Raw genomic sequence first — 14035 nt, forward strand, 5'->3', positions numbered from 1 at the left:
CTCGCGGACGATCTGCGGCATGTGCTTCCCGCGGATGCCGGCCTCGGCGATGTACTGGTCGGTGAACTCGTCGCGGGCGCCGGGGACCTGGTCGAACACCTCGGCGACGAGATTCTCGAGGTAGAGCACCTCGACGCCCTGGTCCCTCAGGATCTGGGCGAAGGTGTCGTGCTCCTGCTGCGCGACCTCCAGGAACGGGACGTCGTCGAACAGGAGCCGCTCGAGCTCGTCGGGCGGCAGGTTGAGGAGCTCGTCGCCGGGACGGTGCAGGCAGACCTTCCTGAGCTTGCCGATCTCGGAAGGCACGTGCAGACCTTTCGTCATGGCCTCCTACCTTTCTTTCGGGCCTTACTGGCCAAATGTATCAGCGCCCCTCCGTATGGAGCGCTGCTTGCTGACAGCTCTAGTTATATCCAAATTTCAACCGCAATTCCACCTCGCCCCCGAACGGTCAACAAAGTACGATGAACGGTATATCGCATATGATTTCCCATGATGCACTTCAGTTTCGTAAAGCATATTTTCCTAGGTAAACGTTATTTTTCTAGGAAATCAAGATTGAACACTCAAAGTTATCCATGATTGAAAGTGCATAGCAAAAACGGTTTTCTGCATATAAATGACGCTTGTCCTCGATTCGACCTAAATTCGATTATATTCAGCTTGCTATCATTCTTATTCATACATTCTCACCAGTTGAGTGAGGATATAGATCGCTTGTTCAAAGCACCGGACGTTAGTGCTTCGGATCGTCAGCGTAATAAGTAGGTAAAGATACCGTTCGCGCGATACGTCCGCGCCATAGGTCGACTAAATTGAGACAATAAGAAATAGTGTTAGGCTACCGTCCCCTGTAGGGACTGAACGGACAGATGCATATGCCGAGCAAAATCGAAAAGAAGCAGAACGCCGCCAAGCTGCGCAAGAAACCGCGCGATTTCTCGTATACGCAAAATCGAGAGCTTAGCTGGCTGCGCTTTGATAACCGCGTACTCGACGAAGCCTTCGATGAGTCTGTGCCACTGTTCGAGCGCCTTAAGTTCGTCTCGATCTTCGAGTCAAACCTCGACGAGTTTCTCATGGTGCGCGTGGGCGGCTTGTCCGATCTGGCAGAGCTCAAAAAACAGCCCGTCGACAACAAGAGCAATATGACCGCCTCCGAACAGGTCGATGCTGTCATGGCAGAGCTGCCCGGGCTCCTTACCCGCTGGGAGTCGATCTTTAAGAGCATCGAGGACAAGCTCGACGCTTTGGGCGTTCACCGCGCCCGCATCGATTCGCTTACACCCGAGGAACATACCTTTGTAACCCGCTACTTCCAGGCCTACATATCACCGGTCATCTCGCCGCTGGTCATCGATCCGCGCCATCCCTTCCCCAACCTGCGCAACGGCGCGCTCTATCTGGCTTGTGGCCTGGACGGCATCACCGACGAGGAGAGCCTGCTGGGCCTTATCGAGATTCCCGCCTCGATGAACCGCGTGGTCGAAATCCCCTCGCCCACCGGCACCTACTCCTACATTCTGCTCGAGGACGTCATCCTCGCCTGCCTGGACAGCTGCTTCGGCTCCTATAAGCCGCTCGACCGCGCGCTCATCCGCGTCACCCGCAACGCCGACATCGATCCGGACGGCGAGGGCGTCGAGGAGGAAGAGGATTACCGCCAGCACATGAAGCGCATCCTCAAGAAGCGCCTGCGCCTGCAGCCGGTGGTGCTCGCCGTATCGGGCTCGCTCGAAAAGCCAACGCTCAAGACCATCCGCAAAGCGCTCGAGCTTTCGCGCCGCTCGGTTTTTACCTGCGATATCCCGCTCAACCTGGGCTATGTCTTTGGCATCGAGGGCAAAATACCCGAGCATCTACGAAACGAGCTGCTCTTTACGCCGTTTAGGCCGCAGCCCAACCCCACCATCGATATGACCCGCTCCATCCGCGATCAGGTGCTGCAGCACGACAAGCTGCTCTTTTACCCTTACGAGACCATGAATCCGTTCTTGGACCTGGTGCACGAAGCAGCCTACGACCCCGAGTGCATCTCGCTTCGCATCACGCTCTACCGCGTGGCCAAACAAAGCCGCCTGTGCGAGTCGCTCATCGATGCTGCCGAAAACGGCAAAGAGGTTACAGTGCTCATGGAGCTCCGCGCCCGCTTTGACGAGCAAAACAACATCGAATGGGCCGAGCGGCTGGAAGAGGCCGGCTGCACCGTTATCTACGGCTCCGAGGGCTTTAAATGCCATTCCAAGATCTGCCAGCTCACCTATCGCGAGGGCATGGCGCTTACCCGTCTGACGCTTTTGGGTACCGGCAACTTTAACGAGAAGACGGCCAAGCTCTACAGCGACTTTATGCTCATGACCGCGCATCCCGGCATCGGCGAGGACGCTAACCTGTTCTTCCGCAACCTGTCGCTGGGCAACCTGCGCGGCGACTACCGCTTCCTGGGCGTGGCGCCCGTGGGCCTCAAGCCGCTCATCATGCGCGGCCTGGACCGCGAGATTCAGCGCGCCCTTGTCGGCGAGCCCGCCCGCGTGTTCTTTAAGCTCAACTCGCTTACCGACCGCGAGGTCATCGACAAGATCGCCGAGGCATCGTGTGCCGGTGTGCGCGTGGACATGATCATCCGCGGTATCTCGTGCCTCAAACCCGGTGTTCCGGGCAAGACCGAGAACGTGCACGTGCGCTCCATCGTCGGACGCTTTTTGGAGCATGCGCGCGTCTATGCCTTTGGCGTGGACTCGGATATGATCTACCTGAGCTCGGCAGACATGATGACGCGCAACACCGAGCACCGCGTGGAGATCGCCTTCCCCGTGCTCGACCCCACCTGCCGCGCCCAGGTGCACGAGTACATGGGCATGCAGCTGCGCGACAACGTGAAGGCACGCAGTCTGACGAGTGACGGCACCTGGATTCCCGTGAAGCGCAAAGAAGGCGAGAAGCCCTTCAACTCGCAGGAAGCTCTGCTGGAGCGTGCCTATCGCAACGCCGAGGCCGTCGCCAAGGCAGAACCTACGCTCGCATCCAAGCCTGAGCTCGAACCGCAGCCGGCCGCACCCGAGGTCCAGAAGGTTCAGGCAACCGTCATAGAGCCTGAGTCCGAGCCTGCTCCTCGGCCCCAACCGCAGACGGCCAACCCCGCGTCCGAGAAGGGCGCCCGCCGCGAGAAGCCCGCTGGCAAGACCAAGACCATCGAGCGCCATCGCCCCGGTCGCGTGCGCATGGGACTGGGCCTGATCGGCCTAGGCCTTAAGACGCTCATTACCGGCAAGACGAAATAGACGTTTGTAGAAGCGCCCCGTATTTGAGGAATACCCCAAATACGGGGCGCTTTTCACTGCTACCATGGTTGCGAACAATACCGCGAATGACAGGCAGGAACATGAAGCTCACCATAGAATCGATGACCTACGGCGCCGACGGACTGGCGCACGCCGACAACGGCAAGGCCGTCTTTGTGCAGGGCGCCGTGGCAGGCGACACCGTCGAGGCCGAGATCGTGCAGGACGGCAAGTCGTTTATGCGCGCCCGCACGACCGAGATTCTGGAGCCGGGCCCCGATCGCATTCAGCCCCCCTGCCCCTTCGTGGGCGTCTGCGGCGGTTGTTCGTGGGGCAATCTCTCGCGCACCGCGCAGCTTGCCGCCAAAGAGCAAAACCTGCGCTCCACGCTCGAGCGCATTGGCAAGTTCGCCCCCGAGCAGGTCAACGATCTTGTTCAGCCCATCCGCCACACCAAGGACGACTGGGGCTACCGCAACAAGATTGAGCTGGAGCCCACCCTCGTTAACGGCCGCGTTCGCCTTGGCATGCACGGCGTCGATCCCAGCAAGATCGTCACCGTAGATTCGTGCCCGCTGTTCGATAAGCGTTTTCCCAAGGCGCTCAAATCGGTCGTCGGCGCGCTCAACTATCTGAGCGGCAGTCACGATCTGGGTCTGGAGCGCGTGGGCATTCGCGCTTCGCGTCGCACCAAGGCACTCGAGGTCGCACTTTGGACGCCCACGGGCTCCTTCCCGCGCTCGCAAGTCTCGCGCGTGTTGGCAGACGCCGCTCGCCCCACGAGCGTAGTGCGCGTCATGAGCAAGGGAGAGAAGAAGGCCCGCCGCGTCTCCAAGGTGGAGGTGCTCGCCGGCGAGGGCTCTTGGACCGAGAACATCGCCGACGGCCAGATGCGCCTTTCTGCCCCATCGTTTTTCCAGGTCAACACCAAGGGCGCCGAGATTTTGATCGAGCTTGTCATGGAGGCGCTCGACCCGCAAGAAGACGAGCTTGCCATGGATCTGTACTGCGGCGCCGGCACCTTTACCCTGCCGCTCGCCCGCCGCTGTGATTTTGTTGCCGCCGTCGAGGCCTACGGCCCGGCCGTGCGCGACCTGCGCCGCAACCTCGAGATCAACAAGCTCGATAACGTCGATGTCATCGGCGGCGATGCCGTGCGCGAGTTCCCCGACCAGGATGCCGATGTCCTGGTGGTCGACCCGCCGCGTGCAGGTCTGGCACCCGAGGCAATCGACCTCATCGCCAGCACGAGCGCCCGCGACGTGGCCTACGTGAGCTGTGATCCGGCGACTTTGGCACGCGATCTTAAGCGCTTTGTCGAGGAAGGCACCTTCTCCCCCGTCAAGATCACGCCGGTCGACCTGTTCCCGCAAACCTTCCACTGCGAAACCGTCGCCCATCTCAAGCGCAACTAGACTGTTTGCCCAAGACCACACCCGATGATTTTTCTGAGACGGGGATAAAAATAAATTTGTTCCGAATGATTATTTAATCCCCGTCCCTTTTTAAACATTGGGAAATCGAGCGTGGCAAGCATAGGTCTTCGGGGTATAAGACGGCTAATTGTATGCCGCCTTACGAAAGGAACTCTCATGCCCAGCGTTGCCGTTCTCGCCGCCGATGGTTTTGAAACTATTGAATGCCTGACCATGGTCGATGTCATGCGTCGCGGCGGCGTGCGCGCCACGCTCGTCTCGATCATGCCCACACGCGAGGTCGTGAGCTCGCTGCAGATTCCCGTGACCTGTGATGCGCTCTTTGATGAGATCAACTTTGAGGAGTACGACTGCATCGTGCTGCCCGGCGGCCTGCCCGGAGCCACCAACTTGCGCGCCGACCAGCGTGTCTGCGATGTAGTCTGCGAGTTCGCCGCAACCAAGCACGTTGCCGCCATCTGCGCCGCCCCGTTTATCCTGGGCGAGCTTGGTCTGCTCGAGGGACGCCGAGCCACGTGCTTCCCCGGCTTTGAGAAGAGCTTCCCCGAGGGTGCTTATACCGGCGAGAAGGTCACGCAAGACGGCAACATCATCACTGCCAGCGGCATGGCACAGTCACTTCCCTTTGCCTTGGAGCTGCTGCGCACACTCGCCGGCGACAAGGCCGTCGAGAAGGTTGCCGAGGGCATCCAGCTATGATTTTGGCTTCGCAATCGCCGCGCCGCATAGAGCTGATGCGCGAGGCGGGCTATGACGTTCGCGTAATTCCCGCAGATATCGACGAAACACCTTTTGATGGCGAAGCTCCGCTTACGCTTGTCGAACGCTTGGCACGCGCCAAAGCCGCTGCCGTTGCCTCCGAGCACGCCGAACCCAACGAACTAACTGTCGCGGCCGATACCATTGTCACCTTTGACGGGCAAATTTTGGGCAAGCCGGCAGACGAGAACGAGGCACGCACCATGCTCCGCGAGCTTTCGGGCCGCACGCACCAGGTGGCAACCGGCGTCTGCATCGTTAAAGCCGGCGACGCTGCAGCTCCGCATGCCGCCGAAAGTCTGTCGTTTGTCGATGTGACCGACGTGACGTTCTATGAGCTTACCGAGGAGCAGATTGGACACTATGTTGCCTCCGGCGAACCCATGGACAAGGCCGGAGCCTACGGTATCCAGGGCACAGGCGGCCGCATGCTCGTGCATGACATTTCGGGCGACTTCTACAACGTGGTGGGCTTACCCATCGCTCGCGTCGCACGCGCGATTCAAAAACTCTCGTAATTGCATCTGGCGCTGGGTATCCCCCGGCGCCTACAATTTTGCCGTACCGCACGGATCCCGACCGAGCATAAGGCCCGGCGGAAAACCGATAGGAGAAAACATGGACACACTGCTCGAAGCCATTGACGTTTGCGATGTCGATGGCTTTTGCTTTGGCAACTATACAGACGAGGAGGCCGGCACCGGCTGCACCGTAATCGTGGCGCCCGAGGGTGCCACCGGCGGCGTTGACGTACGTGGTGGCGCTCCCGCTTCGCGCGAGACCGATCTGCTGCGTCCCGAGAACACCGTCGATAAGGTCCACGCCGTCTGCCTTTCGGGTGGTTCGGCCTTTGGTCTCGAAGCGGCAAGCGGCGTGGCCCGCGAACTCGAGAGCCGCGGCATCGGCCTGCCCGTCGGCCCCACGCAGGTGCCCATCGTGTGCTCCAGCTGCATCTTCGATCTCGCCTTTGGCGATCCCACCGTGCGTCCCGACATTGAAGCCGGTATCGCCGCCGTGCGCGAGGCGCTCGACCATACCCCCACCACACTCGATCAGGGCAATGTAGGTGCCGGCACCGGCGCCACCGTAGGCAAGCTCATGGGGCCCGCCACCTGCATGAAGGCTGGCCTGGGAGCTGCTGCCGTGGCACTCGGCACCGTCAAGGTGGGCGCCGTGGTCTCGGTCAACGCCTGTGGCAACGTGGTCGACCCGACCACCGGCGAGTGGGTGGCCGGCATGCGCGCCGCAGCCGATAGCGACCAGATCGTCGACATGGAGCTCGCCGCCCTTGCCACCGCCGGCTCTATGAAAATGCCACTCGACCGCACCAACACCACCATCAGCTGCATCGTCACCAACGTGGAGCTCACTAAGGCCCAGGCCACCAAGGTCTCCCAGATGGCCGCAGACGCCTATGCACACGCCATCCGCCCCACACACACCACCAACGACGGTGACACCATCTACACCCTTGCCAGCGGCAAGCTGGGCAGCCAGGCAAGCGCCGCCGTTCCCCTAGACCTACTGGGCATGCTCGCCGTAAGGGCCCTGGAAACCGCCATCGTAAACGGAGCCAAAACCGCCAAAACATCCCACGGCATCCCCGGCGTTGCGAAGTAATCCACTCGACCGTCGGTCGGAGGCGGGCGGGCGTTACGTTTGCTGCTCTACAGTCCTATGCAAGACGAAGGCCACATTAAGTGGCCTTCTTTGCATGCGGAACTCGCGACAAACGTAACGCCCGCCCGTCTCCGACCGACTACCAACTAAAACTTTTCAGCCCAGGCCCCTGTGTACCGCGCGTCCAAGATCTTCAAATTCAGCTTGCTGACATAAAGCGGGACATAGCAGAGGGCCCCTGGTCCTTAACTTGATACGAGTTCCGCACGCAAAGGAGGCGCCAGTGGCGCCTCCGTCTTGCGCAGGACTGTTCGAAGTAGCAAGTTAAGGACCAGGGGTCCCCGTTACCCGAGCGTTTATGCACTAGTTGAATTTGAAGATCTTTGAGGCAAGACGGTATAGGCCGAGTGTGGTTTTGTCTCCAGCCCGCCCGTGCAGGTTGGTAAAGAAGCCGACCACACCGTAGCGTGCACGACGATACATACGCTCGTCGTAGGCCTTCAAATCACTCCACAATGTCGTCAGGCGCTCGTCGGCGCAATCCTCATCGGAAAGCTTGGTAAGCACCGAACAAATTGCCATCATCATGGTGAAATAGCCCATCATGTACGCGCGCAGACGCGACGACTCGACATCGCTATACAGATGGAACGCCTCCATCATAATGCGCGTCACGCGAAACTGCTGGTCCAGACGTTTGACCATCGTGGCCTCGTTGACGCTCTGGCCCTCGCGACCGATAAAATAACGATAGAGGTCGATGTCGGCGTAGTACATGGTCTTGCAGCGCGGCAGCGGCACATAGGCGTAGATATTGTCTACATAGAACGTGTGCGGCGGCATAGGCAGATTGGACGCGCGCAGCACATCCGTGCGATAACACAGGCTGTGCATGAGCAAATTCTGGTCCAGACGGAAATGGCCAATCTGGTCCCAGGTAAAGATCTTTTTGCGCGGCAGGGCAAACTTGTAACCAATAGCGGTATGCGTACCCTCGTAAACCTTCTCGTACACATAGTTCGAGATAAACAGATCGACGCGCTGGTCGCGCTCCTCAAAGCCACGCAGAATCGAAAGCATGGTCGAAAGCGCCGCACCGTCGAGCCAGTCATCCGAGTCGACGACCTTGTAGTAGGTGCCCTGTGCCTCGCGCAGGCCCGAGAGGACGGCCATGCCGTGACCGCCGTTCTCCTGATGCACCGCGCGGATGATACCGGGGTAACGCGCCTCCCACTCATCGGCCTTAGCTGCCGTCTCGTCCTTGGAACCGTCATCGACGATGATGATCTCGATATCGGTGGCGTAATTGCTCCCCTCCAGAATGGAGGTGATGCAATGGTCCATGTCCTTGGCGGCGTTATACGAGGGAATACCGAATGATATGACTTTATGCATGGCAGGCGATAATCTCATCCGAAAGATCGAGGGCAGAGTTGGTCACGGCATCCATATCGTAGTAACGATACTCGGCCAGGCGACCCACCGGGTGGAAGTTCGTCAGGTTCTGGACGCGCTCAAGATAGCGCTCATAGAGCTCGCGGTTCTCGGGCTCCAGAATGGCGTAATAGGGCGTCTCGCCCGAGCCGGGCGTATAGGACTTGGAATACTCCTTCATGATGGTGGTCTTGCCGGGCAGGACCTGACCAGTCATGTTCTTGAACTCGGTGATACGCGTGTAATCCTCGCTCGTGGTGTAATTGACGGTGCCCACGGGCTGGAACTGGTCCATATCGAGCGTCTCGAACTTCATGTCGAGCGTACGGTACGGCAGAGCGCCCAAGTCGAGGTTGAACAGCTCGTCGAGCGGACCGGTGTAGACGATCTCGCCGCCATAGACCTTGCCGTCGATCTTGACGGTGGTCTCGTCAATCTCAAAGAGGTCGCGGGCGTCCACGTCGCAGAACACATCAATCAGATCGTGGTCGAGCATATGCTCGAACAACGCGGTATAGCCGTCCTGCGGCATGCCCTGGAAGGGAGCCTGCGGGAAATAGCGGTCATCGTCGCCCACAAAGACGGGAACGCGGCCGGTGATCGAGGGATCGATCTGGTCGGGCGTCTGGCCCCACTGCTTCATGGTGTAATGCAAAAAGACGTTCTCGTAGACGTAATCGGCGACCTCGGCAAGATCCGGGTCGTTCTTCTTGCGCAGCTCCATGATGGGCACCTTGACGTCCTTGCCAAAGGTCTCCACGAGCTTCTGATACAGCTCCTCGCCGCGCTCATCGCCAAAGGCGAGCTTGAGGCTCGCGTGGTTAAAGGGCACGGGCATAAGGGTGCCGTTGATGTTGGCGAGCACCTTGTGCTGGTAATCCGTCCACTTGGTAAAGCGCGACAGAAAATTGTGGACGCGCTCGTTAAAGGTATGGTAAATGTGCGGACCATACTCGTGGACCAGGATCCCGGCCTCATCAAAGCAGTCGTAAGCATTGCCCGCAATGTGGCCACGGCGCTCCAAAACGGCAACGCGATAGCCGATGGTCTCGGCAAGACGGCGGGCACAAACGGCACCGGCATACCCGGCACCGACGACAATCATGTCATATGCGCCGGCGTTAAAGCCTTCAGGCAGGCCTGAGGTAATCTGCATCGATACTCCTTGTCAAAAGCCACGGGCTCGTTAGCTGGGCTTTTCTCGAACATTCTTCGAGACATATTTATCAGAGCGATTATAGCGCTAATGCGTCCTATAATGAGCTTGCCACACAAGGAAAGCTCAAGCACCCCGGCGTACATATTTGAAAGGTAAACCCGCTAGCAGCGGGTTTATTCGTGGACAGCCGGACGCCTGGAGCTTAGCGAAACGCTTGTAAGGAGTAACATGAGCGATTTCCTAAACCGTATGAAGTCTGCCGCCAAGGCCGACCTTAAGACGATCGTCCTGCCCGAGGGCGAAGATCCGCGCACCATCATCGCAGCTACCAAGATCATCGAGGAGGGCTTGGCAAAGATCGTCATCTTGGGCAACCCCGACGAGATCAACGTTCCCGGCGCTACCGTCATCGACCCGCGCAATGCCGAGAAGCACGAGGAGTACGCGCAGAAGTTTGCCGAGCTCCGCGCCAAGAAGGGCGTCACCATCGAGCAGGCTCGCGCCCAGGTGATGGACGCCACCTACTTTGGCACCATGATGGTCAAGATGGGCGATGCCGATGGTCTGGTCTCCGGCGCCTGCCACTCCACCGCCGACACCCTGCGCCCCGCGCTGCAGATCCTCAAGACCGCCCCGGGCACCAAGCTGGTCTCGGCCTTCTTTGTGATGTGCACCGACACCCCGCAGTTCGGCACCGACGGCACGCTGATCTTCGCCGACTGCGGCCTCAACATCAACCCGTCCTCCGATGAGCTCTCCGAGATCGCCATCGCCTCCGCTCACTCTTGGTCCACCTTCATGGGCAACGTTGAGCCGCACGTGGCCATGCTCTCCTACTCCACCATGGGTTCCGCCGGCGGCGAGGTCGCCAAGAAGGTCCAGGAGGCCGTGAAGTTCTGCAAGGAGAAGGCCCCCGAGCTCGCCATCGATGGCGACCTGCAGCTCGACGCCGCCATCGTCCCCAACGTCGCCCAGCTCAAGGCTCCCGGCTCCTCCGTTGCCGGCAAGGCCAACGTGCTCGTGTTCCCCGACCTCGAGGCCGGCAACATCGGCTACAAGCTGGTCCAGCGCTTCGCCGGCGCCGACGCCTACGGCCCCATCCTGCAGGGCATCGCCAAGCCGGTTAACGACCTTTCGCGCGGCTGCTCTGCCGACGACATCGTGGGTGTCGTGGCCATCACCGCCGTCCAGGCTCAGATGGCTGAGTAGCGCACGCACTCGCCCGAAGGCCGTACGGGCTAACCCCTGAAAACGTCCTCGACCAATGAAACGCCCCCGTTCTGCTCCTCCGGAGCTACGAACGGGGGCGTTTCTGGTCTGCGGAATGTTTTCAGGGGTTAGCCTGTACGGCCTTCTACCGCAACGCAGCATTCAGGGGATCTGGAGTGGACGGCGGCTTGGCTACGAGCTGGGGCTGAGAAACTGAATGGATGGGTGCCGTTGCTGAAAGTGCAGGCGTTGATGGCGGCAATCACTTTGGATGCGAAATGTTGGCTGCGGTTCGATGTCTGGCCCACCGGAAAGCGTGTCCCGGTTTGGAGGCGGATTGTGGGATGTAGCTTCCACTTGGGGGCTGTTTGGGAAACTGCGGGACGGAATTTTGCTTTGTTGTGGGTCGTATTTTCCGCAACGTGCCTCAACCGGAAAGCGTGTCCCAGAATTTGTGCTCGAAACGGGATGGAGTTTCCGCTGTCCTTCTGCTAGTAAAAAAGGCCTCCGGAGCTGTTGCTTCGGAGGCCTTTCGTTTACATGCAATCGGCACGTTAGTTGTTCTTGGTCAGACGCTCGACGTCGTGGGCGATCATGTATTCCTCGTCGGTGGGGATGACCATGACGGTGACGGCGGAACCGGCGGAGCTGATGACCTGCGGGCCGTTGCCCACGGCCTCGCGGTTCTTGTTGTTGTCGATGCGCACGCCCAGCCACTCAAAGCAGTCGCAGAAGGCCTTGCGGATCGACCAGTCGTTCTCACCGATGCCGGCGGTAAAGGTGATGGTGTCCACGCCCGCCATGGATGCGATCATGGAACCGGCCTGCTGCATGGCCTTGTAGGCGAACATGTCGAAGGCGAGCAGGCAGCGCTCATCGCCCTCGGAGGCGCGCGTGCGGATGTCGCGGGCGTCGTTGGAGATACCCGAGATGGCAAGCAGACCAGACTGCTTGTTCATCATGTCATCGACTTCCTGATAGCTGTAGCCGCCCTCGCGCTGCAAGTAGCACACGGTAGCCGGGTCGATGGAGCCGCAACGGGTTCCCATCATCAAACCATCGAGCGGCGTGAGGCCCATCGTGGTGTCGCGGCACACGCCGTCCTCGATGGCGGCGAGCGAAGCACCGTTGCCCAGATGGCACGAAAGCAGACGGTGGCAGCGCGAGCCCAGGATCTCCTTGGCCATCATCCACTCGTAGCGGTGGCTCGTACCGTGCGCGCCGTACTTGCGCACGTGGTACTTGTCGCACACGTCCTTGGGCAGCGCGTAGGTGTAGGCGACCTCGGGCATGGTCATGTGGAACGAGGTATCGAAGACGGCCACGTTGGGCAGCTCCGGATACTTCTCGCGGCAATATTCGATTGCCGCGGCCTCGCCGTAATTGTGCAGCGGGGCGAGCGGGGCCACCTCAAGGATCTTAGCCATGACCTCGTCGTCAACGACTGCGGAATCATCGAAGTGCCAGCCGCCCTGAACGATACGATGCCCAATGCCATCAATCGTAAAGTCGGTCTTCTCAAGCTCCTCGAGCACACGAGCGATAGCAGAGCGATGATCGGGGAAAGGGACCTCCTCGGTCTGCTTGGCGCCACCGTTCTCGGAGTGGCCAAAGACGCCCATGTCCGATCCGATACGCTCGCAGTTGCCCTTGGCGAAAACCTTGCGGGTATCGGTATCCAAAAGCTGATATTTAAGGCTTGAGCTGCCGGCGTTGACAACAAGTACGTTCATGAGACTCCTTTGCAGTGCAATACGGTCGACGCAGACCCCTTAAGGCGGCCGCATGTTAATAAGAAGTTATCATATCTTGATAAATAGCTATCAGCATATCGCCCAACGAGCGCAAAAGAGGGGCCGAACGGCGCTCGGTCGCCCAGCCCCTCCCCTCTTGCAATTACTTGCCGTTGACGATGCGCTCGACGTCGGAAGCGATCATGAACTCCTCGTCCGTGGGGATGACGAAGATCTTGACCTTGGAATCCTTGGCGGACAGGCACCAGGCGCCGTCGCCACGCAGGGCGTTGCGGGCATGGTCCATCTTAACGCCCATAAAGGCCAGACGATCGGCCACGCCGGCGCGAACGGCCGGAGCGTGCTCGCCGATGCCGGCGGTAAAGACCAGGGTGTCCATACCGCACATGGAAGTGGCCATCTCGGCAGCCTTGGCGGCAATCTTGTAGACGAACATATCGAAGGCGAGCTGAGCCTCGGGGTCACCAGCAGCGGCGAGCTCCTCGACGTTGCGGCAGTCGTTGGTCTTGCCGCCGGTCACAGCCAAAAGGCCGGACTTCTTGTTCATCATCTCGTCGACCTCGTCGAAGGTGTAGCCACCCTCGCGCTGCAGGTAGCACACGGTAGCCGGGTCGATGGAGCCGCAGCGGGTGCCCATCATGACACCGTCGAGCGGCGTCAAGCCCATGGTGGTGTCCATGCACTTACCGTCCTCGATAGCGCACAGGGAAGCGCCGGAACCGATGTGGCACACGACGACCTTGCGAGCCTCGCCGTTGGTCATCTCGGCAACCTTCTTGGAGATGTAGCGGTAGCTGGTGCCGTGGGCGCCGTACTTACGGATGTGCAGCTTGTCGCAGACGTCCTTGGGAAGGGCGTAGGTCTTGGCGACCTCGGGCATGTTGAAGTGGAAAGCGGTGTCATAGACCGTGACGTTGGGCAGGTCGGGATACTGCTCGAGGCAGTACTCGATAACGTTGGCCTCGGGGTTGTTGTGCAGCGGGGCGAGCGGAGCGACCTCGCGGATCTTGGCGAGGACGTCCTCGTCGACGAGGGAGGAATCGCCGAAGTACCAACCGCCCTGAACGATACGGTGGCCGATGCCCTCGATCTTGACGCCGTTGGCCTCGAGGTCCTTCAGGACGACTTCGATGGCGACCTTGTGGTCGGGGAACTCGATGTTCTCGGTCACCTTCTTGGAACCGTTGGCAGCGTGGGTGAAGGTACCGCCGGTAAAGCAGACGCGCTCGCAGGAGCCCTTTGCGGACACCTTGTGGGACTTGGTATCGATGACCTGATACTTAAGGGTCGAAGATCCTGCGTTGACGACCAGAACGTTCATGTGTCTCCCTACTAACAGGCGGTGTGGCGCCGCCAGGTTACATACGATTCAATAATAAACCC

Annotated in this window: 11 protein-coding genes; 6 read left to right on the top strand and 5 right to left on the bottom strand. The window is 59.9% G+C overall.

What is annotated here, in order from left to right; translation table 11 throughout:
- The coding region (locus ACTM86_RS04445) for an arginine deiminase family protein (protein ID WP_441015712.1) at window positions 1-324 on the bottom strand (324 nt) is incomplete at its 3' end.
- Window positions 325-872: 548 nt separating this feature from the next.
- Here ACTM86_RS04445 and ppk1 point away from each other — a divergent pair.
- The 5 genes from ppk1 to ACTM86_RS04470 all read left to right on the top strand — a co-directional run bounded on the left by ppk1 (window position 873) and on the right by ACTM86_RS04470 (window position 7096).
- Window positions 873-3281, top strand: a complete 2409-nt coding sequence (gene ppk1, locus ACTM86_RS04450; protein ID WP_441015714.1) for a polyphosphate kinase 1 — start codon at window positions 873-875, stop codon at window positions 3279-3281.
- Window positions 3282-3367: 86 nt separating this feature from the next.
- Window positions 3368-4696, top strand: coding sequence for a 23S rRNA (uracil(1939)-C(5))-methyltransferase RlmD (gene rlmD / locus ACTM86_RS04455; protein ID WP_427729070.1), 1329 nt, complete (start codon window positions 3368-3370; stop codon window positions 4694-4696).
- Between the two features lie 177 nt (window positions 4697-4873).
- Window positions 4874-5416 (top strand): DJ-1 family glyoxalase III, encoded by a 543-nt coding sequence (locus tag ACTM86_RS04460; RefSeq protein WP_427718432.1) that lies wholly within the window; start codon window positions 4874-4876, stop codon window positions 5414-5416.
- Window positions 5413-5994 carry a Maf family protein gene (locus ACTM86_RS04465; RefSeq protein WP_441015717.1) on the top strand — a complete coding sequence of 194 codons (582 nt, stop codon included), beginning with the start codon at window positions 5413-5415 and terminating at the stop codon, window positions 5992-5994. The genes ACTM86_RS04460 and ACTM86_RS04465 overlap by 4 nt, the downstream gene beginning before the upstream one ends.
- Before the next feature lie 100 nt (window positions 5995-6094).
- Entirely contained in the window at window positions 6095-7096 is a 1002-nt protein-coding gene (locus tag ACTM86_RS04470; protein ID WP_441015720.1) for a P1 family peptidase, read from the top strand.
- A gap of 363 nt (window positions 7097-7459) precedes the next feature.
- On the opposite strand, the gene ACTM86_RS04475 is transcribed toward ACTM86_RS04470, so the two are convergent.
- Together ACTM86_RS04475 and glf are read right to left on the bottom strand one after the other, a co-directional pair.
- Complete coding sequence (locus ACTM86_RS04475) at window positions 7460-8491, bottom strand: glycosyltransferase family 2 protein (RefSeq protein WP_427794873.1); 1032 nt, start codon at window positions 8489-8491, stop codon at window positions 7460-7462.
- Window positions 8484-9686, bottom strand: coding sequence for a UDP-galactopyranose mutase (gene glf / locus ACTM86_RS04480; RefSeq protein WP_441015723.1), 1203 nt, complete (start codon window positions 9684-9686; stop codon window positions 8484-8486). The genes ACTM86_RS04475 and glf overlap by 8 nt, the downstream gene beginning before the upstream one ends.
- Before the next feature lie 231 nt (window positions 9687-9917).
- On the opposite strand from glf, the gene pta reads away from it, so the two are divergent.
- A complete protein-coding gene (pta, locus tag ACTM86_RS04485; protein WP_427718446.1) occupies window positions 9918-10898 on the top strand; it encodes a phosphate acetyltransferase in 981 nt (326 codons plus the stop codon).
- Window positions 10899-11452: 554 nt separating this feature from the next.
- Here the strand turns inward: pta and ACTM86_RS04490 are convergent.
- Window positions 11453-12631, bottom strand: a complete 1179-nt coding sequence (locus tag ACTM86_RS04490) for an acetate/propionate family kinase (RefSeq protein WP_441015726.1) — start codon at window positions 12629-12631, stop codon at window positions 11453-11455.
- A gap of 163 nt (window positions 12632-12794) precedes the next feature.
- Window positions 12795-13973, bottom strand: a complete 1179-nt coding sequence (locus ACTM86_RS04495) for an acetate/propionate family kinase (protein WP_006234305.1) — start codon at window positions 13971-13973, stop codon at window positions 12795-12797.
- Window positions 13974-14035 lie beyond the last annotated feature (62 nt).

The organism is Collinsella sp. HCP3S3_E11, assembly GCF_052067375.1.
In the GTDB taxonomy this organism is placed as follows: domain Bacteria; phylum Actinomycetota; class Coriobacteriia; order Coriobacteriales; family Coriobacteriaceae; genus Collinsella.

What these genes read in the sequence shown, in the direction of transcription:
- ACTM86_RS04495 (WP_006234305.1), bottom strand. Translation starts at nt 13,973, where the DNA reads ATGAACGTTCTGGTCGTCAACGCAGGATCTTCGACCCTTAAGTATCAG.
- ppk1 (WP_441015714.1), top strand. Translation starts at nt 873, where the DNA reads ATGCATATGCCGAGCAAAATCGAAAAGAAGCAGAACGCCGCCAAGCTG.
- glf (WP_441015723.1), bottom strand. Translation starts at nt 9,686, where the DNA reads ATGCAGATTACCTCAGGCCTGCCTGAAGGCTTTAACGCCGGCGCATAT.
- ACTM86_RS04475 (WP_427794873.1), bottom strand. Translation starts at nt 8,491, where the DNA reads ATGCATAAAGTCATATCATTCGGTATTCCCTCGTATAACGCCGCCAAG.
- ACTM86_RS04470 (WP_441015720.1), top strand. Translation starts at nt 6,095, where the DNA reads ATGGACACACTGCTCGAAGCCATTGACGTTTGCGATGTCGATGGCTTT.
- pta (WP_427718446.1), top strand. Translation starts at nt 9,918, where the DNA reads ATGAGCGATTTCCTAAACCGTATGAAGTCTGCCGCCAAGGCCGACCTT.
- rlmD (WP_427729070.1), top strand. Translation starts at nt 3,368, where the DNA reads ATGACAGGCAGGAACATGAAGCTCACCATAGAATCGATGACCTACGGC.
- ACTM86_RS04490 (WP_441015726.1), bottom strand. Translation starts at nt 12,631, where the DNA reads ATGAACGTACTTGTTGTCAACGCCGGCAGCTCAAGCCTTAAATATCAG.
- ACTM86_RS04465 (WP_441015717.1), top strand. Translation starts at nt 5,413, where the DNA reads ATGATTTTGGCTTCGCAATCGCCGCGCCGCATAGAGCTGATGCGCGAG.
- ACTM86_RS04460 (WP_427718432.1), top strand. Translation starts at nt 4,874, where the DNA reads ATGCCCAGCGTTGCCGTTCTCGCCGCCGATGGTTTTGAAACTATTGAA.